The organism is Caulobacter sp. DWP3-1-3b2, assembly GCF_049896325.1.
Taxonomy (GTDB): Bacteria; Pseudomonadota; Alphaproteobacteria; order Caulobacterales; family Caulobacteraceae; genus Caulobacter.
The window spans coordinates 31,018-49,220 of record NZ_JAFCUB010000017.1; the positions used below are offsets into that span (position 1 = coordinate 31,018).

Below are 18,203 nucleotides of genomic sequence, written 5' to 3' on the forward strand. Positions count from 1 at the left end.
GCCGACGGCCAGTCCCTCCCCCCTCCGTCGGCTTCGCCGACACCTCCCCCACAGGCGGAGGAAGGGTTTAGCGCGGCAGAACCAGGCCCGGATCCACCGGCCGCGCCTTGTCCTTGGGCGTCGGGGCGTAGCGGACCTCGAAGTGCAACTGCGGTTCTGTAACGCCGCCTGTCTGGCCGACCGCGCCCAGGGTGGCGCCTTGCGAGACCTGCTGGCGCATCTTGACCTCGGTGGTCGACAGGTGGGCATAGGCCGTGACCCAGCCGTCGCTGTGCTTGACCAGGACGAGATTGCCGAAACCCGGCACCTGGTTGCCGGCATAGACCACCTCGCCGGCGGCGGCGGCGCGAACCGGCGTGCCGGCGGCGGCGCGGATATTGACGCCGTCATTGCGCTGGCCAGTCCCCTTGGGGCCGAAGTCGGAGATCGTCACGCCCTGCAGCGGCCAGACGAAGCGTCCACGACCGGCGGCGGTGATCTCGGCCTCGGTCGGCGGCGGGCTGCTGCCGATGATCTGGCCCGACGACGGCGGCGGGGTGACCGGCTGAGCCGCGACGGGTGCGCTCGGGCGCGGATAGCTCTGCGAGGGCGATGGCGTATAGGGGCGCGGGGCCGAAGGCATGTAGGGCTGCGGGGTGGTCGTGGCGGCGGCCGGAGGCACATAGATCGGAGGAGGCGCGGCCGGGCGCGGCGTAACAGGACGCGGCGCGGCGGGCGCGGCCGTCTTCACGACGGTCTTCAGCGGGCCCTTGTCCTTGTAGCCTGACGGCAGGCGCAGCTTCTGACCCTTCTTGATCGTGGAGCCGACCTTGATGTCGTTCTCGTCGGCCAGGGCCGCCGGCTTGACGTTGAAGCGCTTGGCGATGTTGCTCAGGGTGTCGCCGCTGTTGGCGACATAGGCCTTGGCCGTGGTCGCCGGGCCCTTGAGCTTCTGGCCGGGCTGGATGCGGTAGGGCGGCTTGAGGTTGTTGTCCTCGACCAGGTCGGCGCGTGTGGTGTCCAGGCCGCGGGCGATGGCGTCGATCGCATCGCCCGACTTGACAGTGTAGCTGCGGCGCGGGCCGGCGACCTCGACGACAGGCCCGGTGACGCTGACCGTGGTGGTCGTGGTCGAACGAGCGGGCGCGCTCCCGGACTCGGACTCCGATACGGTTTCGGTCATGCGCGAAGGTGTCGCGGCCGAAGGCGAATAGGTCGGAGCACTGGTCTGGACCGGCGCGCGGGTCGGGCCGGGCGTGGAGGTCGCGCCTTGCGGGACCGGCTGCAGCACCGTGGTTCGGGTCGGGCCCTTGTCCTTGTAGCCGGACGGCAGGCGCAGCCTTTGGCCCTTCTTGATCGCGGCGCCGGAGGACAGGTCGTTTTCGTCGGCCAAGGCGGCGGCCGTGACCGAGAAACGCTTGGCGATTGCGAACATCGTGTCGCCGGTCTGGACCAGATAGGCCTTAACGTCCCTGCCCTCTGGCCCCTTCAGCACTTGGCCGGGCCTGATGCGGTAGGGCGACTTGAGGTCGTTGTCCTTGGCGAGATCCGCGCGGGTGGTGTCGAGGCCGCGGGCGATGGCGTCGATATTGTCGCCGGCCTTGACCTTGTAGGTCTTGGGCGGGCCATGAATCGCGACGACGGGGCCACCTACGGTGGTGATCACCACGGGACGGGCAGCCGTCGGGGCCGGCCGGTATTCGACGGGCGGCGGCTGGGGGGCTTGGTAAGACGGCACGGGCGGCAGCGACTGGCTGGACACCCCGACGCTCGGCGAGGGGGCGGACATGCCGGACAAGGGTTGGTCCTGGCCGGGAGCCAGCGTCGGGCCCTCGGGCTGCTGGTTGGCGATCGGGGCCTGGACAATCGGGAAATTGGGCGTGGCGCGACCGTCGCTGTCACGAACCGGATACTGCGCCCCGCCCGTGCTTTCGCAGGCCGCGAGGGTTCCAGCCGTCAGGGCGATCACCGCCGCGCGCGTCCACAACTGCCGCATAGCCTCTCCTTTGCCTCGCGAGGCTTCAGTCGCCGCCGCAAGGGTAAACCAACCATTAAACATCACGCGCCGCGCCGAGAACCCGACACCATCGCCCCGCGCTATTCGCGGGCGACGCCGTCCAGGATCGGGACGAAACGCACATCGCACAGGACTTCAACGGTGAAGCCCCCCTTACCGTCGCCGGCATAGCGGCGAAGGCTCTGCACCGGCCCCTTGCCCACCGGCGCCACCAGGACGCCCTGGGGCTTCAGTTGAGCCAGCAGAGTCTCGGGCTCATCTTGAGCGGCGGCCGTGACCAGAATACGGTCAAACGGAGCCTGCTTGGGCCAACCGTCCCATCCATCCCCAAATTTCGTGATGACATTGGTCAGGCCGAGCACCGCGAAGCGCGCCTCGGCCTCCTTCATCAGGGTTCGGTAGCGCTCGATCGTATAAACCAGGCGCGAAACGCGGCTGAGCACGGCGGTCTGATAGCCGGAGCCGGTGCCGATCTCCAGTACCCGGCAGCGGGGCTCAAGCGTCAGGGCCTGGGTCATCAGGCCGACGATGAAGGGCTGGCTGATGGTCTGGCCGCAGGCGATCGGCAGGGCCGAGTCTTCCCACGACCGTTCCTTGAACAGGTCGGGCGTGAACAGGTCGCGCGGCGTCTTTTCGATGGCCGTCAGCACGGCGGGATCGGTGACGCCCTGGGCGCGCAAGGCGGCCATCAGGGTCTTCAGTCGCGCCTCGGGCGTGTCGGTCTTGGCCTGAACCATCACGCGCCCATTTCCGCCGGGGTCAACTCTCGTTTCGGCGGCGAACCGCCAAGCAGGCCCTTCATCGCCGCGACGGTGACGTTGTGGGTCAGGTCGATATGCAGCGGCGTCACCGAGATGCGGCCCTCATAGACGGCTTTCAGGTCGGTGCCCTCCACCGGGACGGACGGCGTTGAGACGAAGCCGGTCCAGTAATAGTCGCGACCGCGCAGGTCGGTCCGCTTTTCCATGCTCCGCATGTGCGAGTCGCGGAAGCCCTGACGAGTGACCTCCACCTCGGTGACGCTTTCGGGAGCAACAGCGGGGAAGTTGACATTCATGATGACGTCGGTGGGCCAGCCGATCTCCAGCAGGCGCTGGATGATGCCTGGCCCGAAATGCTCGGCGGTCTCCCAGTGGGCCAGGACCTCGTCGTGAAAATAGGTCATGGCCTGGGACAGGGCGATCGAGCGGATGCCGTGGCTCATGCCCTCGATGGCGGCGGCCACGGTGCCCGACAGGGTGACATCCTCGGCCAGGTTCTGGCCGCGGTTGACGCCCGACAGCACCAGATCCGGCTTGGCGCCCTCGATCAACTGCTGCACGGCCATCGACACGCAGTCGGTCGGCGTACCCTCGACGGCGAAGCGGCGCGGGTCGATGCGGCGCACGCGGATGGGGTCCGACAGGGTCAGGGCCCGGCCGGCGCCGGACTGCTCGTATTCCGGAGCGCAGATCCAGATGTCGTCCGACAGCACGCGCGCGATGCGCTCCAGGCTTTCGAGACCCGGGGCGTGAATGCCGTCGTCGTTGGTGAGCAGGATGCGCATTCCTACAAACCGCTCATCCCGGCGAATGCCGGGACCCCGGTGAAGCCCGCGAACCGCTCAGGATGGATCTGGGTCCCGGTATTCGCCGGGATGAGCGGAATCATTGAGCGCCCCCAATATGTGTCACCCCACCCATGTACGGCACCAGCACCTCCGGCACGGTGATCCGCCCCGTCTCGTCCTGATAGTTCTCCAGCACGGCCACCAGGGTGCGGCCAACCGCCAGGCCCGAGCCGTTCAGGGTGTGGACGTATTGCGTGCCCTTCTCGCCGGCCTTCTTGAAGCGGGCGTCCATGCGGCGGGCCTGGAAGTCACCGCAGTTGGAGCACGAGCTGATCTCGCGATAGATGTTTTGCGATGGCAACCAGACCTCGAGGTCATAGGTCTTGCGCGCGCCGAAGCCCATGTCGCCGGCGCACAGCAGCATGGTGCGGAACGGCAGCTCCAGCGCCTTCAGCACCGCCTCGGCGCAACCGACCATGCGCTCGTGCTCATCGTCGGACTGGTCGGGCGTGGTGATCGACACCAGCTCGACCTTGTAGAACTGATGCTGGCGTATCATGCCACGCGTGTCGCGACCGCTGGCCCCGGCTTCCGAGCGGAACGACGGGGTCAGGGCGGTCATCCGCAGCGGCAGCTCGGCCTCGTCGGTGATCTGCTCGCGGACGATGTTGGTCAGGGAGACTTCGGCGGTGGGGATGAGGAAGTGACGTGTATCGGCATAGCTCGTTGCGAGCTGCCGCGCAGAGACCTTATCCAGGTATTTCTGAATTTCTGCGGCTAGCGCGACATCATCATCATCGACCTCGATGTCGCCCAACGCTTCCAATTCGAACGATTTTTTGAGAACTTTCACTTCAGTGGCGAAATTCCCGTGAGTGGAAAATAAATCCTCTTCAAACTTCGGCAGTTGGCCCGTGCCAAAAAGCGCATTCGATTTCACAAGAAGCGGCGGTGACACTTCGATGTAGCCGTGCTGCACAGTCTGCATATCCAGCATGAACTGACCCAGCGCCCGTTCCAGTCGAGCGATCTGCCCCTTCAGCACCACGAAGCGCGCGCCGCTCATGCGGGCGGCGGCTTCGAAGTCCATGCCGCCGAGGGCCGCGCCGAGATCGACGTGGTCCTTAGGATTGTTCAGGCGGCCGGCTGGCAGCTTGGCGGCGTCGCCCCAGCGGCGGATCTCGACATTGCCCGCCTCGTCCTCGCCCGCCGGCACACCCTCGGCAGGGATGTTGGGCAGGGCCGCCAGCAAATCCGTCAGTTGTTGAAGAGCAATCCCTTCCCGTCCGCCGGCTTCAGCCATCACGCCCTTCAGCGTCTCGACCTCGGCCATCAGGCGCCCGGCCTCGGCCTCGTCCTTCCTGGCCTTGGCCATGCCGATCAGCTTGGAGCTGTCGTTGCGCTTGGCCTGGGCCTCTTGCAGCGTCCTCTGCGCGGCCCGCAGTTGAGCGTCCAGCGCCACCGCCTCGGCGGCCGCGCCCGAGCGGCCCTTGGCAGACCAGGCGGCTTCGAAGGGTTCGGGATTGTCGCGGATGGCCTTGATGTCGTGCATCGGAAACGCTCGGAAGCAGGTCGTTAAGAAACGACCTCTCTAAGGCGCGTCGGCGGGGGCGCCAACACTCTTCCCGCCCGCAAGGCAGGAAGAGCGGTTAGACCGCCACCACGTCCGTACCCGCCTCGTCCTTCGCCCGCCGCCGTTCGATCAGCCATACACACCAGATCGACACCTCGTAGAGCAGGCACAGCGGGATCGCCAAGGTGATCTGGCTGATGGGATCGGGCGGGGTGACGATGGCGGCGATCAGGAACACGCCAACGATGGCGTAGCGCCGGCCGGTGCGCAGCAGCTTGGAACTGACCAACCCGGCCAGCCCGGCCAGGGTCAACACCACCGGCAGCTGGAAAGACAAGCCAAAGGCCAGCAGCAGGGTCGTCACCAGGCTCAGATATTCCGACACCTTGGGCTGCAGCAGCACCTTGACGCCCTCGCCCGTGATCTGCTGGTTCAGCGAGAACCACAACACGAACGGCAGCATGATGTAGTAGACCAGCGCCGCGCCCATCATGAACAGCACCGGCGAGGCGATCAGAAACGGCAGGAACGCGTGGCGCTCCTTGCGATACAGCCCCGGCGCGACGAAGCGATACAGCTGCCAGGCGATGATCGGGAAGGTCAGAATGATCGCCCCGAACGCCGCCAGCTTCATGTTGGCGAACAGTTGCTCCAGCGGCGCGGTGGCCTGCAGGGCGATGTCGGGAATGATCGCGCCCTTGGGCACCGGCTTGATGCCGGTCAGGGCCAGCAGCAGGTCGAACGGCCCGTGATGCGAGCCCGCCCGCTGCACGGTGCGCAGGGTCTCGGCCACCACGAATGGATGGATCAGGAACAGGAAGATCTTACCGGCAAAGGCAAAACAGGCGACGAAGCCGACGATCAGCGCGCCGACGCAGATGATCAGGCGGGTACGCAGCTCGACCAGATGCTCCAGCAGGGGGGCGCGCGAGGCCTCGATCTCGGAGTCGTCAGGGTCGTGTCCGATGGCTTGGCTCACGAGGCGTTATCCGATGTCTTGACGGGCGCGCGGGGCCGCTTGGGCGCGGTGATCTCGGTGGAGGCTTTCGCCGACCTGGCCGGAGCCGCCTTGGCCACGGCCTTGGCCGATGCGCGCTTTGGCGCGGCGCTGGCGGCGGCCTTGACCGCCTTGGCCTTGATCTCGACGGTCGGCTTGGGCGCGCTCTTGGCCAAGGCCCTAGGCTTCACCGCTCTCGGCTTGGGCGCTTCGATCAGCTCCGGTTCGGGCGGTGGCGACAGCGGCGCTGCGGCGCCTGGATAGGGTTGCATCGTCCCGCTAGCCAGGCTGGCGTCGATCTCGGCGAAGGTCTCGGTCAGGCCCACGTCGCGGGCGGCTTCGGCGGCGTCCTTGAAGGGCTGGGTATATTGGCCCGAGCGCATGGCCTGGACCTCCTTGCGCAGTTCGTCGAGTTCCGACTGGCGAGCCATCTCGTCGAAACTGGCGCGAAACTCGGAGGCCATGCCGCGCATCTTGGCGAGAAATTGCCCGATCTTGCGCATCAGGATGGGCAAGTCCTTCGGCCCGACCACGATCAGGGCGACCGCGGCGATGACAAGCAGTTCGGATCCACCGATATCAGGAAGCATAGCCGCCGGCCTTAGAGCGGTTTTCGGCCTGGGGAAAGCCCGGCCTCCGCGACTGTGTCAAAGAAAAGCGCGCGCGAACGCGAGGCGAGAGCGACGACATGGCGGCGACGCGGGTCGCGCCACGCCGGAAATCGACTACGACTTGCGCAGGTCTTCCTTCTCGGCCTCGGTGCGCGGCAGCGCGCCGGTGGCCTTGTTGGCCGCAACCTCGTCGGAGGTCTCGTCCTTCAGGCCGTCCTTGAAGGCGCGGATGCCCTTGGCGGCGTCGCCCATGATGCCCGACAGCTTGCCGGGACGCGCAAAGAAGATCGCGACGATGGCGGCCAGGATCAGCCAATGCCAGATGCTCAAACTACCCATGATCGCTGGTGCTCCTTCGCGTACGCGGCCCTACGGGCCGTCCGCACGCCATACCACAATATTTCAGACAATATAGGCGGTCGCGAGGCGGGGAGCTAATCCAATCGGACCGTCAGCTTTCCCCTAGGAAATCCTGCGCGAATTCCGGCGCTTCGTCGCCGTGGTCGAGTGGGTCTTCGTCCTCGCCGGGACGCACGCCCATGGGGTCGGGCACCGAGAAGCCGGGCGGCAGGTCCAGTGACAGCAGGCCTGCGGCCCGCATCTCGGCGATGCCCGGCAGGTCAGCCAGATTCGCCAATCCATAATGCTCAAGGAAGGCGTCCGTGGTGCCGAAGGTCACGGGCCGGCCCGGCGAACGCCGACGGCCCCGCATCTTCACGAGGCCCAACTCCAGCAAGACGTCCAGGGTGCCGCGGCTGGCCTGGACGCCGCGCACGGCCTCGATCTCGGCCCGGGTGACGGGCTGGTGATAGGCGATGATCGCCAAGGTCTCCTGGGCGGCCTTGGACAGGCGGCGCGGCTCCTCGCGCTCCTCGGTCATCAGGAAGGCCAGGTCCGTGGCGGTCTGGAACCGCCAGCGGCCGGCCACCTGGACCAGCTCGATACCTCGGGCAGCATAGCGCGCGTGCAGGTCGGCCAAGGCCGCGCCGATGTCCGCGTCTTCGGGCAAGCGCTTGGCCAGGTCGTCGAAACTCAGGGGCTCGGCAGCCGCGAACAGCAGAGCCTCGATGCAGCGTTGGGTTAGGAGAGAGTCGAGCATCTAAGTCCTCCCCCTGTGGAGGAGGTGTCGGCGAAGCCGACGGAGGGGGGAGCCGGCCGGCGTGGGATCACTCCCCCCACCGGCGCCTTCGCGCCGCCTCCCCCACGGGGGCCCACGGGGGGAGGACTTTTCGGATCGCACTCACGCCAAGGCCTTCAACGGCTCGGCCCGCGTCCGCAGGTAAACCTCCGAGAATGCTTCCATCTGACGGGCCTCCAGGATCCCCTCCTTCACCAGCTCCAGGCTGGCCGCCAGGGTCGAGGCCAGGTAGCTGGCGGGGCTCGGCCCCTCGGGATCATGCTCGAACCGATCGACCGGCGCGACGCCCGACAGCGTCGTCCAGTCCTGCATCTCGGGCAGCAGGCGGCGCAGGCGGTCGCGGGCGTCTTCCAGCGGATAGGCCTGGGGCGGGCGCGGAGCGTAATGGCGGCCGTGCTCGCGTTTGCGCTGGGTGATGTAGGCGGTCATCAGGGCGTAGAGGTCGCCCTCGAAGCGGGTGGAGGAGACGATCTTCACAGCCTCCGGATCCCCGCGCATGAAGACATCGCGCTTCAGCAGCGGTCGGTCCTTCAGCGCCTCGACGGCCTGGCGCATGACATCCAGCTTGGCCAGGCGGAAGGCCAGCTGGGCGGCCATCTCCTCGGCCGGCGGCTCCTCGGCCTTGGGGCGTTCGGGCTTGGGCAGCAGCAGGCGGGACTTGAGATAGGCCAGCCAGGCGGCCATCACCAGATAGTCGGCGGCCAGCGAGAAGCGCACGCGGCGGGCCTGCTGCACGAAGGCCAGATATTGCTCGGCCAGCTTGGTGATCGACAGCTGCAGCAGATCGACCTTCTGGCTGCGCGCCAGGGCCAGCAGCACGTGCAGCGGGCCTTCGTAGCCGTCGATGTCGATGACCAGGGCCGCGCCGTCCTCCGCCGCGTGATCGGCGGCCTCGAAGTCTAACGTGGGCTGGAAGCCCGTGTTCACGCAAATTCGCCGTTGAAGGCCGCGTCGAAGCGGGCTCGGGCCTGGGCGACGTCCAGCGGCTCGGGAACCTTGACCAGCCGGCCCATCACCGCCTGGATCCGGCGCTTGGCGTTGGTGGACGGGCGACCGACGCCGGACATCACGGCCCGCATCTCGGCCATGTCGCCATTGCAGTGCAGAACCACGTCGCAGCCGGCCGACAGGCTGTCCTTGGCCCGCTGCTTGAAGTCGCCCGATAGGGCCTTCATCGACAGGTCGTCGCTCATCAGAAGTCCGTCGAAGCCAATGGATTCCCGAATGATCTTCTTGATGGCCTTACGTGACGTGGTGGCCGGACGGCGGCGGTCGATGGCCGTGTAGACGACGTGGGCGGTCATCGCCATCGGCATGTCCGACAACACGCGGAACGGCGCGAAGTCGCGGGAGTCCAGCTCGGCCAGCTTGGCCTTGACCACCGGCAGCTCTAGGTGACTGTCGCTCATGGCGCGGCCGTGGCCGGGGATGTGCTTGATGATCGGCAGCACGCCGCCGGCCAGCAGGCCCTCGGCTGCGGCGCGGCCCAGGGTGGCCACCTGCTCGGGCGTATCGCCATAGGCGCGGTCGCCGATGATCTCATGGCCCAGCGGATCGGGCACGTCCAGCACCGGCACGCAATCGACATTGACGCCCAGCGACAACAGGTCGTGGGCGATCAGTCGCGCGCCCAGGCGAGTGATCTCACGCGCCACCAGCGGATCATTGGCCACCAGCGCTCCGTATGACCGGCCCGGCGGATACGTCTTCCAGTGCGGCGCGCCCAGACGAGCGACGCGGCCGCCCTCCTGGTCGATCAGGATCGGGGCGTCGGGGCGGCCCACCGTCTCGCGGAGGGCGGCGGTCAGGGCTCGCACCTGATCGGGATCGGCGATATTGCGCTTGAACAGGATGAAGCCCCAGGGCTTCACGTCACGGAAGAAGGCGGCTTCTTCCGCCGTCAGGGTGGTCCCGGCACAGCCGAGGATGGCGGCGGAAAAGCTGGCCAAGCGCGCGCCTCCCCTACTTCACGAAGCAGGATTTGCCGGCGGCGGTCAGGGCGTCGCAAAAGGCCTTGGCCTCGGCTCGGCTCGCGAAACCGGTGACGGCGGTGCGGTAGAGGGTCGCGCCGTTCTTGTCGATCGCTTCCACCCGCTTGCCCTTGCCGGCCGCCATGCCGGGCGCAATGCGTGCGGCGTCGGACCAGGCCTTGTCTGCCAAGGCGGTCGAGGACAGGGCGCCGATCTGCACGCTGGCCGGGCCGCCGGCTGCGGTGATCGTGGCCGGCGCGGTGACGGGCTTGGCTGTCGCGGCTTGGACCGGCCTTGCGGCGACGGACCCTGCCTTGGGCGCGACGGCGGCCGTGGCCAGGCTCTCGATGCTGGGCGCGCGGCTCGGCTTGGCGGCCGGCGTCGCCGAGACCGGCGCGTTGGGGCCGACCGGAGGGGTCTTGGCCGGAGCCAGGGTCGCGGCCTGCACGGGCGTGGTCGGGGGCGGCGCGGCCGGACGAGCCATCGGCGCTTCCGGGGCGGCGGCGAAGGTCGGCGAAGGCTCGGCCTGTTCGTTCTTGTAGATCTGCAGACCGGAGGCCGGATCAGTGGGCTGGGCGGCCCCGGCTGGCGGGGTCGTCTTGATCGACGCCACCGGTTCGCCCACCGTGCGCGGCGGCTCATTGGCGCCCCGGACTCCGCCGCGATAGATCAGCAGCACCGCGACCACCAGGGTGGCCAGGACCACGGCGCTGAGGATCAGGGTCATGGGCAGGGGCCGCGAACCGCGAACCGGCTGGCGCGCGTCGAACGAGAGCGGCGCATCGGTAGGCGGCGTATAGGCGCCGCGGTGGGGATCGGACATTCGCGTCGAAGCTCCAGTATTCCAGCGCGCGGATCGCCGACAGCGAATCAGACGCGCGCGCTCGATAGTCTAACCAAGCCCGAGCTTACGCAGAACCGTCAGCAGGCGCCGGGCTAGTTCCAGACTTCCAGCTGGAACAGTTTTCGGTGCTCTTCGATGGCGAAACGGTCGGTCATGCCCGCGATGTAGTCGCAGACCACGCGGGCGCGGCCGGCCTCGTCGCAGTTCTGCGACCGGGCGAACCATTCCGACGGCAGAACGTCGGGCTCGGCCAAGAACAGGCTGAACATCTCGGCCAGAATACGGCGCGCCTGGCTACGAGTCCGATTGACGCGCCAATGACGGTACATCCGGGCATGCAGGAACTGACGAAGCCGCGCCAAATCCTCGGCCATGTCGGCCGAGAAGGCCACCAGGGCATGGTCCAAGCCCCGCACCTCGTCGGCGGTCTGGACGCCGCTCGCGCCGGCGCGCTGCAGCGTCTCGCCCATCACGTCATCAACCATGGCGCCGATCATCCGCCGCACGGCCTCCAGGCGGGTCAAGCGCAGGTCCAGGTCCGGACGCTCGCTGCGCACAGCCGCCAGGATCGGACCGATCAACGGCACGTCCATCAGTTCGTCCAAGGTGAACAGCCCCGCCTCGACCCCGTCATCGACGTCGTGATTGTTATAGGCGATGTCGTCGGCCAGGGCCGCGACCTGGGCCTCGGCCGAAGCCCAGGTGTTGAGGCCCAAATTATACGCGCCGTCATAGTCGGCGATCGCCTTCCACGACGGCTTGCCGAGTTTATCAATGACGGGGCCGTTGTGCTTGATGATCCCTTCCAGGGTTTCCCAGGTCAGGTTCAGGCCGTCGAAGTCCGGATAGCGGCGCTCCAGCTCGGTGACGACGCGGAAGGTCTGGACGTTGTGGTCGAAGCCGCCATAGGGCTGCATCCTGGCCTGAAGCTCGTCCTCGCCAGCGTGGCCGAAAGGCGGGTGGCCGATGTCGTGGCCCAGGGCGATGGTCTCGGCCAGGTCGCTGTCGAGCCCGAGGGCCGTGGCCAGCGAGCGCGCGACCTGGGCTACTTCCAGCGAGTGGGTTAGACGGGTGCGGAAATTGTCGCCCTCGTGGGCCACGAACACCTGGGTTTTTTCCTTCAGCCGGCGAAAGGCCGAGGTGTGGATGATGCGGTCGCGGTCGCGGGCGAACGGCGTGCGCGTGCGGCTCTCGTCCTCGGGGAAGCGACGGCCCCGCGACTTGGACGGATCCTCGGCATAGGGGGCGCGCGGAACGATGAACGGAGACGACGACATGAGCGGCCTTTGCTGATCGCCCCCTTTCCCTGGGGCGCGGACACCCTCATATAGGTCAAGCACGGGTTTTCCACAGCCATGACCGACACCTCCGTTACGCTTTCTCCCAACGCCGCCCGCCGGCTGCATACGATCTCGGAGGCCGAAGGCCATCCGGTGATGCTGCGCGTCGCCGTCGACGGCGGCGGGTGCTCGGGCTTCCAGTATCGGTTCGACCTGGTCAACGCCGCCGACGCCGACGACCTGCGGGTCGAGCGCGACGGGGCGGCGGCCCTGGTCGACGTGATCTCCTTGGCCCTGTTGAAGGGCTCGGAAATCGATTTCGTCGATGAGCTGGCCGGGGCCGAGTTCCGGGTCCGCAATCCCAACGCCAAGTCCAGCTGCGGCTGCGGCGTCAGCTTCTCGATCTAATACTTCAACTCAAGCGATTGCGAACCGCTTCGGGTGACGCTATGAGTTTGGAACAAATCATAAACGCTAGGTCGGTCCCATCTCGGGCAAGGGCATGGCCACATCGAAAAGCCAATTGAAACCAAGGCGCCCCGGTCGCAAGATGAACGCCATGACGCGCGAAGAGACGGAAGCCAGACTGGAAGCCGCAGAGGCGCGCAGCGAGACGCGTTTCGTCGAACTCATCGGTAAGATCGACCGGCTGGGCGAGATCATCACCGGCGACCATGGTCTTATCGCGCAGGTGAATTCCTTGAGATCTGAAAGCAAGGCCGACAACAAGGCCACGCGATGGACCGTGGTCATCACAATGATCACCTCCATCCTGGCGTCCGCCGCCCTCGTTATGAGCGTTCAAGCCAATCTGCTATCGGCCTTCCAGGCTGGACAAGCCGTGGGATCCTCTCGCGCGGCGCCGCGCTGAGGACCCACTAGGCCGGCACGAACTGCAACACCGCCAGCGCCGCCGCGCCCCAGGCCAGCGGCGCGGCCATGGCCGCCCAGGCGATCGGCTCGCGGCCGCGCTTCCATTCGATCCAGGCCCGCAGCGGCGCCAGCAGGCAAACGATCCAGAAGCTCGCCCCCAGCACGAAACCGATCCAGGCCATGGGATTGAGCAGCGCGCCCGGGGCGTCGAAAACCAGCGGCGTGAAGACGGCGGCCACGGCGCCGGCCACGGCCAAGGCACAGCAGGTCACGGTCGCCAGAACCAGCAGCAAGAGTCGGCCGCGTCGTGAAATCTGGAACCCCGACTTGAGCGTGCTCGCCATGGGCTCTAGCCTTCCCGCCGCCGACTGGAGCCGTCAATGCGTATCGCCACCTGGAACGTCAATTCCGTCAACGCCCGCCTGGAAAGAGTGCTGGAGTGGTTCGAATCGGCCTCGCCCGACGTGGCCGTGCTGCAGGAGATCAAGTGCGTCGACGAGAAGTTCCCCGTCGAGGGCTTCGAACGCCTGGGCTACAACGTGGCGGTCCACGGCCAGAAGACCTATAACGGCGTGGCCATGCTCTCGAAATATCCGATGGAGGATGTGCGGCGCGGCCTGCCCTTCCGCAACGAGGACGACGACGAGGTCGATGAGCAGTCGCGTTATATCGAAGCGCTGATCGGCGCGCCCACGCCGTTCCGCGTAGCGGGCATCTACCTGCCCAACGGCAATCCGGTCGATACCGAGAAGTTCACCTACAAGCTGGCCTGGATGCGCCGGCTTCAGGCCCACGCCCAGCGCCTGCTGGCCTTGGAAGAGCCGCTGGTTATCGCCGGCGACTACAACGTGATCCCCGAGCCCGAGGACGTCGCCAACCCCGAGGCCTGGGTGAACGACGCCCTATTTCGTCCCGAAAGCCGGGGCGCCTTTCGCGCGCTGAAAAACCTCGGCTTCACCGACGCCTATATGCAGGCCGACGGCGCGCCGCACGGCTACACCTTCTGGGACTATCAGGCCGGCGCCTGGCCGCGAAACCTGGGCATCCGCATCGACCACCTACTGCTGTCGCCCCAGGCCGCCGACAAGCTTCAGGGCGTGGTGATCCACCGCGACGAGCGCGACAAGGAGAAGCCTTCGGACCACGTTCCGGTCGTGGTCGAGCTTTCGCTCTAGTCTTCGCCCTGTTCCCAAACCCGGACTCTCGCTAGCCTGATCTCATGAGCGAACTCTGGCGTCTTATGCTGTTGGTGACGATCTCGGCCTCGGCCGTGACGTTCATGGGCAGCGCCGCGATCTGGTTCATTGACGAGGACCGCCGCATCCGCCGGTCCCTGCGCCACGTGCTGAAGGGCGCGCCGGAGACGGTGATCATCGCGCGGGGGCGCGGTCGCGGGGCGGGTTTCAACTTCTCCACCAACCAGGCCGCCGTGGCCTGGGACAGCGGCGCCTGGTGCCTGATCTACCGCATCGACGAGCTGATGGGCGCGGAACTGGCGGTGGATGGCCAGGTTATCGGCCGCGTTTTCCGGGGCGAGCAGCGCCGCGCCATCGACCAGATCGTCCAACAGGCTGCACAGGTGACGCTGAAACTGATCTTCGACGATCCGCGCCATCCCGACTTCGAGCTCGACCTGTGGCTGGACGGCGACCAGGCGCGCCGCGAGACCCGCTCACCGGCCGACGCCATCCAGGAAGCCAACCGCTGGCTGCTGCGCGCCGACGCCATCGTCCGCCGGCCGTTGGCCCCGAAGGCCCAACTGCAGCCGGCCAGGCCGTCGCGCCCGCCGGCCGAGCCGGAGATCGCTCGGCCCGTACCCGCCCCGTCGCCCAAGCCCTACCAGCCCGCGCACGAGGCCGTGGCCGCCACGACCACCGCCCCGCTGTTCGACGAGATCGACACCACCGCCGATCCGATTGAAGCGCCCTGGGACGACGACCTCGACGAGCCGCCTCTGGTGATGGACAAGCCCTATAAACCGGTCTCCAAGGCCACGCCCCGCCCGCCCAGGGGCGACCAGGACGAGTTGCCGTTTGATCTGGAGGACTGAGGGCGCAGGCAACGGCGACCTGGAGACGATCGGTGTGGAGCGCCCCACTCAAGGGTGCTTTGGGGGCTCGCTTCTAAAGGGTGTGTGTCCCTATTTCCTAAGGCTACAATTTCACATCATACTCAGATGTAAGTCGCGATGGATCGCGAGCACTTAGACCCTTTACTTCGTTGTTACGTATATGACGCACTAGGTCGACCGACCAAAACTGCCATGGTGAAGCCAAATCTTTAAAAACATGCACGCTACTGGGAATATCTGAGCGCAAAACTAGGCGCTCACCGTAAAATTGGACATTTAAATACCGTCCGGGAATGAGTTCATGGCTTCTCACCACGACATCGGTAAATTCAGTATCGACTCCAAAAATTTCTCTAAATGGCATTGCTAAATAGTATTTATTGTGAAGATGATCATTATTCATAATATTCAATTCGCGGAATTCCATAGCGCCAGTGTCCACATTTTCAATGGATCGCTTTAACTTTTCTGACGCAAAAAATATTGAGCCTGAGCAGTCATAGTAATCGAGGGCGTTACTTGAGTTTCCAACGAACTCCACTCTCATTTCGGACGCCTCAGATAGGGAAACGCGTGATCCATTTATGCCGCCAAATGACGGAGCCTGGTCGTCAGGAGTAGAAATTCGCTCAAGACTCGTCGCCTTCCGCGAAGAATCTCGATCAAAGTTACGAGAAATCTCAAGAAAGCGCGGAGGTTTTGGCATGGCCTTGCTCGTAGCGGGAAAGATGCTCTCTCCGCCGGGCACCGCCTGGGCCAGCATTTCTGGCACTGTCAGCTTCGACATATTGGCATGGTCCATCTGGCTGTATCGTTTTAGCGGCAACAGCGATTTCATCGTTCTCGCCCTCCTTCCCTAACCCGCCGCGCCAAGGGCGATAGCAGGAACCCGATAATCCGCCGCTCACCGGTCTTGATCTCGACCGTGGCCGCCAACCCCGGAGCCAGCGGCAGGCGGCGGCCCTCAATCATGATCCAAGGTTGAGTAAGCTTGACGAGGGCGGGAAAGACCAGGCCTTCCTTTTCATCCTGCACGGCGTCACGGCCGATGTGCTCGATCACCCCGTGCACAATGCCGTAGCGGGTGAACGGATAGGCTTCGAGCTTGATCTCGACGCTCTGGCCTTCATGGACGAAGCCGGCGTCGCGGTTCTGGACGCGGGCCTCGATGATCAGCTCGCCGCCCTTGGGCACCAACACCATCAGCGGGTCGGCCGGCTTGACCACCCCGCTCAGGGTGTGGACCTGCATCTGCTGGATCACCCCGTCCTGCGGCGCGGTCAGCACGGTGAGACCCGCCTTGTCGCTGGCGCTAGCCTTTGGGGACACACACTCATTTTCCGCAACGGCTTCGCGGCTGATAAGGCGGTGGCGGAAAATGAGTGTGTGTCCCTCACCCCACCGCCGCGTTTCCTACAGATCCGCGTAGATATGCGTCTCTTCCGCCGCGCCTGGGTGGGTGACCGCGCCGAGATAGGCCGGCCCCACCAGCTGGGCGAACTTCCAGATCGCGCCGCTGTTGTAGTTGTGCTTGCGCGGTTCCCAGTGACGGCGGCGGTTCTCCAGCTCGATCGGATCCACCTCCAGCTCGATCGTGCCCTTGGTGGCGTCGATGCTGATGATGTCGCCGTCCTTGACCAGGGCGATCGGACCGCCAAGCGCGGCTTCAGGACCCACATGGCCGATGCAAAGGCCGCGCGTGGCGCCTGAGAAGCGGCCGTCGGTGATCAGGGCGATATTCTCCACGCCCTGGCCATAGATGGCGGCGGTGGTCGACAGCATCTCGCGCATGCCCGGCCCGCCGCGCGGTCCTTCGTAGCGGATGACCAGGACGTCGCCTTCCTTGTAGTCGCGGTTCGACACCGCCTCGAAACAGGCCGCCTCGCCGTCGAATACCCGGGCCGGGCCGCGATGCACCTGGTGCTTGAGACCCGCCACCTTGACGATGCCGCCATCCGGAGCCAGCGACCCCCACAGGCCCACGACGCCGCCGGTCGGCGACAGCGGGTTGGAGACCGGGCGGATGACGTCCTGGTCTTCGCGCCAAACCACGTCGGCCAGGTTTTCGGCCAGGGTCTTGCCGGTGACGGTCATGCAGTCGCCATGCAGCAGGCCGGCGTCGAGCAGGGTGCGCAGCAGCATCGGCACGCCGCCCGCCTCGCCCATGTCCTTGGCCACATAGCGGCCGCCGGGCTTGAGGTCGGCGATGTAGGGCGTGCGGGCGGCGATCTCGGCCACGTCCTTCAGGGTGAACTCGATGCCGCACTCGTGGGCCATGGCCGGCAGGTGCAGGGCGCCGTTGGTGGAGCCGCCGGTGGCGGCGACGACGACGGCGGCGTTCTCGAAGGCCTTGCGGGTGCAGATGTCGCGGGGGCGGATGTTTTGCTCGATCAGCCGCATGACCGCCTCGCCCGAGGCCACGGCATATTGGTCGCGGTCGAGATAGGGGGCCGGCAGGGCCGACGACAGCGGCAGGGCCAGGCCGATGGCTTCCGACACACAGGCCATGGTGTTGGCGGTGAACTGGCCGCCGCAGGCGCCGTCCGACGGACAGGCGTGCTGCTCCAGCTCGCACAGGGTCTCGGCGGACATCTTGCCGGCGGCGAAGGCTCCGACGCCCTCGAACACGTCCATCACGGTGATGTCGCGGCCCTGGAAGCGGCCGGGCAGGATCGAGCCGCCGTACAGGAACACCGACGGCACGTTGAGGCGTAGCATGGCCATCATCATGCCTGGCAGGCTCTTGTCGCAGCCGGCGACGCCGACCAGGGCGTCATAGCCGTGGCCGCGCATGGTCAGCTCGACCGAGTCGGCGATCACGTCGCGGCTGACCAGAGATGAGCGCATGCCCTCATGGCCCATGGCGATGCCATCGGTGACGGTGATGGTGCAGAACTCGCGCGGCGTACCGCCGGCCGCCTTGACGCCCTTGGCGACGGCGTTGGCCTGGCGCATCAGGGCGGTGTTGCACGGCGCGGCCTCGTTCCAGCACGAGGCCACGCCGACGAACGGTTGGGCGATCTCGCGGGTGCCAAGACCCATGGCGTAGTAATAGGAACGGTGCGGCGCGCGGGCCGGTCCCTCGGTCACGTGCCGGCTGGGGAGTTGCGACTTGTCCCAGGTCCCGTCGGGTTTCTTGGTCATGCTTATGCCCTTCGAACAGAGCGGTGTGGTTAGCTCAGGCGCAAGCGCGACGGAAGGGTTCGCGCTTGGTTTTTACCGTGAAACCGGCGCCGCACGCATATTTCGTTGCGACGGGTCAGCGGCGTCGCAGCCCTCGACGCACGATCAAACCCTTCGC

Annotated in this window: 20 protein-coding genes; 4 read left to right on the forward strand and 16 right to left on the reverse strand. The window is 66.4% G+C overall.

Annotated elements, in window-relative coordinates; translation table 11 throughout:
- Positions 1-67: 67 nt before the first annotated feature.
- The 12 genes from ACP7AG_RS12435 to ACP7AG_RS12490 form a co-directional block, all read right to left on the reverse strand.
- Complete coding sequence (locus ACP7AG_RS12435) at positions 68-1,975, reverse strand: LysM peptidoglycan-binding domain-containing protein (RefSeq protein WP_426031126.1); 1,908 nt, start codon at positions 1,973-1,975, stop codon at positions 68-70.
- A gap of 101 nt (positions 1,976-2,076) precedes the next feature.
- Positions 2,077-2,733, reverse strand: a complete 657-nt coding sequence (locus ACP7AG_RS12440) for a protein-L-isoaspartate(D-aspartate) O-methyltransferase (protein ID WP_426013783.1) — start codon at positions 2,731-2,733, stop codon at positions 2,077-2,079.
- Positions 2,733-3,542, reverse strand: a complete 810-nt coding sequence (gene surE, locus ACP7AG_RS12445; protein ID WP_426013333.1) for a 5'/3'-nucleotidase SurE — start codon at positions 3,540-3,542, stop codon at positions 2,733-2,735. Before surE ends, ACP7AG_RS12440 begins: the two co-directional genes overlap by 1 nt.
- A 100-nt stretch (positions 3,543-3,642) precedes the next feature.
- The gene (gene serS / locus ACP7AG_RS12450) at positions 3,643-5,097 is read right to left on the reverse strand and encodes a serine--tRNA ligase (RefSeq protein WP_426031128.1); all 1,455 of its coding nucleotides are present in this window, start codon (positions 5,095-5,097) and stop codon (positions 3,643-3,645) included.
- A gap of 97 nt (positions 5,098-5,194) precedes the next feature.
- A complete protein-coding gene (gene tatC / locus ACP7AG_RS12455) occupies positions 5,195-6,097 on the reverse strand; it encodes a twin-arginine translocase subunit TatC (RefSeq protein ID WP_426013337.1) in 903 nt (300 codons plus the stop codon).
- Positions 6,094-6,705, reverse strand: a complete 612-nt coding sequence (gene tatB, locus ACP7AG_RS12460) for a Sec-independent protein translocase protein TatB (protein ID WP_426013338.1) — start codon at positions 6,703-6,705, stop codon at positions 6,094-6,096. Before tatB ends, tatC begins: the two co-directional genes overlap by 4 nt.
- Before the next feature lie 135 nt (positions 6,706-6,840).
- Complete coding sequence (locus ACP7AG_RS12465; RefSeq protein WP_426013340.1) at positions 6,841-7,065, reverse strand: twin-arginine translocase TatA/TatE family subunit; 225 nt, start codon at positions 7,063-7,065, stop codon at positions 6,841-6,843.
- Between the two features lie 112 nt (positions 7,066-7,177).
- Positions 7,178-7,825 carry an SMC-Scp complex subunit ScpB gene (gene scpB / locus ACP7AG_RS12470; protein WP_426031130.1) on the reverse strand — a complete coding sequence of 216 codons (648 nt, stop codon included), beginning with the start codon at positions 7,823-7,825 and terminating at the stop codon, positions 7,178-7,180.
- Positions 7,826-7,966: 141 nt separating this feature from the next.
- A complete protein-coding gene (locus ACP7AG_RS12475) occupies positions 7,967-8,791 on the reverse strand; it encodes a segregation and condensation protein A (RefSeq protein ID WP_426013344.1) in 825 nt (274 codons plus the stop codon).
- Positions 8,788-9,813, reverse strand: coding sequence for a beta-N-acetylhexosaminidase (nagZ, locus tag ACP7AG_RS12480; protein ID WP_426031132.1), 1,026 nt, complete (start codon positions 9,811-9,813; stop codon positions 8,788-8,790). Before nagZ ends, ACP7AG_RS12475 begins: the two co-directional genes overlap by 4 nt.
- 13 nt (positions 9,814-9,826) lie before the next feature.
- Entirely contained in the window at positions 9,827-10,657 is an 831-nt protein-coding gene (locus ACP7AG_RS12485) for an SPOR domain-containing protein (protein WP_426031134.1), read from the reverse strand.
- Positions 10,658-10,770: 113 nt separating this feature from the next.
- Positions 10,771-11,955: a deoxyguanosinetriphosphate triphosphohydrolase gene (locus tag ACP7AG_RS12490; RefSeq protein ID WP_426031136.1), complete on the reverse strand. Its 1,185-nt coding sequence runs from the start codon at positions 11,953-11,955 to the stop codon at positions 10,771-10,773.
- Between the two features lie 78 nt (positions 11,956-12,033).
- Here ACP7AG_RS12490 and ACP7AG_RS12495 point away from each other — a divergent pair, with 78 nt between their 5' ends.
- Together ACP7AG_RS12495 and ACP7AG_RS12500 are read left to right on the forward strand one after the other, a co-directional pair.
- Complete coding sequence (locus tag ACP7AG_RS12495) at positions 12,034-12,366, forward strand: HesB/IscA family protein (RefSeq protein WP_426013350.1); 333 nt, start codon at positions 12,034-12,036, stop codon at positions 12,364-12,366.
- A 151-nt stretch (positions 12,367-12,517) separates the two neighbouring features.
- Positions 12,518-12,829, forward strand: coding sequence for a hypothetical protein (locus ACP7AG_RS12500; RefSeq protein WP_426031138.1), 312 nt, complete (start codon positions 12,518-12,520; stop codon positions 12,827-12,829).
- 7 nt (positions 12,830-12,836) lie between these two features.
- On the opposite strand, the gene ACP7AG_RS12505 is transcribed toward ACP7AG_RS12500, so the two are convergent.
- Positions 12,837-13,175, reverse strand: coding sequence for a hypothetical protein (locus tag ACP7AG_RS12505; RefSeq protein WP_426031140.1), 339 nt, complete (start codon positions 13,173-13,175; stop codon positions 12,837-12,839).
- A 36-nt stretch (positions 13,176-13,211) separates the two neighbouring features.
- On the opposite strand from ACP7AG_RS12505, the gene xth reads away from it, so the two are divergent.
- Together xth and ACP7AG_RS12515 are read left to right on the forward strand one after the other, a co-directional pair.
- Positions 13,212-14,006, forward strand: coding sequence for an exodeoxyribonuclease III (gene xth, locus ACP7AG_RS12510; RefSeq protein ID WP_426031142.1), 795 nt, complete (start codon positions 13,212-13,214; stop codon positions 14,004-14,006).
- 44 nt (positions 14,007-14,050) lie between these two features.
- On the forward strand, positions 14,051-14,881 hold the full coding sequence (locus ACP7AG_RS12515; RefSeq protein WP_426031144.1) for a hypothetical protein: 831 nt from the start codon (positions 14,051-14,053) through the stop codon (positions 14,879-14,881).
- A gap of 103 nt (positions 14,882-14,984) precedes the next feature.
- Here the strand turns inward: ACP7AG_RS12515 and ACP7AG_RS12520 are convergent, their stop codons facing one another.
- The 3 genes from ACP7AG_RS12520 to ilvD all read right to left on the reverse strand — a co-directional run bounded on the left by ACP7AG_RS12520 (position 14,985) and on the right by ilvD (position 18,046).
- On the reverse strand, positions 14,985-15,740 hold the full coding sequence (locus tag ACP7AG_RS12520) for an imm11 family protein (RefSeq protein ID WP_426031146.1): 756 nt from the start codon (positions 15,738-15,740) through the stop codon (positions 14,985-14,987).
- Positions 15,737-16,231, reverse strand: coding sequence for an HlyD family efflux transporter periplasmic adaptor subunit (locus ACP7AG_RS12525; RefSeq protein ID WP_426031148.1), 495 nt, complete (start codon positions 16,229-16,231; stop codon positions 15,737-15,739). The genes ACP7AG_RS12520 and ACP7AG_RS12525 overlap by 4 nt, the downstream gene beginning before the upstream one ends.
- Positions 16,232-16,315: 84 nt before the next feature.
- Positions 16,316-18,046, reverse strand: coding sequence for a dihydroxy-acid dehydratase (gene ilvD / locus ACP7AG_RS12530; protein ID WP_426031150.1), 1,731 nt, complete (start codon positions 18,044-18,046; stop codon positions 16,316-16,318).
- Positions 18,047-18,203 lie beyond the last annotated feature (157 nt).

Bases quoted from the DNA above. Each gene is read 5' to 3' on its own strand.
- ACP7AG_RS12435 (WP_426031126.1), bottom strand. From the start codon at position 1,975: ATGCGGCAGTTGTGGACGCGCGCGGCGGTGATCGCCCTGACGGCTGGA.
- ACP7AG_RS12440 (WP_426013783.1), bottom strand. From the start codon at position 2,733: ATGGTTCAGGCCAAGACCGACACGCCCGAGGCGCGACTGAAGACCCTG.
- surE (WP_426013333.1), bottom strand. From the start codon at position 3,542: ATGCGCATCCTGCTCACCAACGACGACGGCATTCACGCCCCGGGTCTC.
- serS (WP_426031128.1), bottom strand. From the start codon at position 5,097: ATGCACGACATCAAGGCCATCCGCGACAATCCCGAACCCTTCGAAGCC.
- tatB (WP_426013338.1), bottom strand. From the start codon at position 6,705: ATGCTTCCTGATATCGGTGGATCCGAACTGCTTGTCATCGCCGCGGTC.
- ACP7AG_RS12465 (WP_426013340.1), bottom strand. From the start codon at position 7,065: ATGGGTAGTTTGAGCATCTGGCATTGGCTGATCCTGGCCGCCATCGTC.
- scpB (WP_426031130.1), bottom strand. From the start codon at position 7,825: ATGCTCGACTCTCTCCTAACCCAACGCTGCATCGAGGCTCTGCTGTTC.
- ACP7AG_RS12485 (WP_426031134.1), bottom strand. From the start codon at position 10,657: ATGTCCGATCCCCACCGCGGCGCCTATACGCCGCCTACCGATGCGCCG.
- ACP7AG_RS12490 (WP_426031136.1), bottom strand. From the start codon at position 11,955: ATGTCGTCGTCTCCGTTCATCGTTCCGCGCGCCCCCTATGCCGAGGAT.
- ACP7AG_RS12495 (WP_426013350.1), top strand. From the start codon at position 12,034: ATGACCGACACCTCCGTTACGCTTTCTCCCAACGCCGCCCGCCGGCTG.
- ACP7AG_RS12500 (WP_426031138.1), top strand. From the start codon at position 12,518: ATGACGCGCGAAGAGACGGAAGCCAGACTGGAAGCCGCAGAGGCGCGC.
- ACP7AG_RS12505 (WP_426031140.1), bottom strand. From the start codon at position 13,175: ATGGCGAGCACGCTCAAGTCGGGGTTCCAGATTTCACGACGCGGCCGA.
- xth (WP_426031142.1), top strand. From the start codon at position 13,212: ATGCGTATCGCCACCTGGAACGTCAATTCCGTCAACGCCCGCCTGGAA.
- ACP7AG_RS12515 (WP_426031144.1), top strand. From the start codon at position 14,051: ATGAGCGAACTCTGGCGTCTTATGCTGTTGGTGACGATCTCGGCCTCG.
- ACP7AG_RS12520 (WP_426031146.1), bottom strand. From the start codon at position 15,740: ATGAAATCGCTGTTGCCGCTAAAACGATACAGCCAGATGGACCATGCC.
- ilvD (WP_426031150.1), bottom strand. From the start codon at position 18,046: ATGACCAAGAAACCCGACGGGACCTGGGACAAGTCGCAACTCCCCAGC.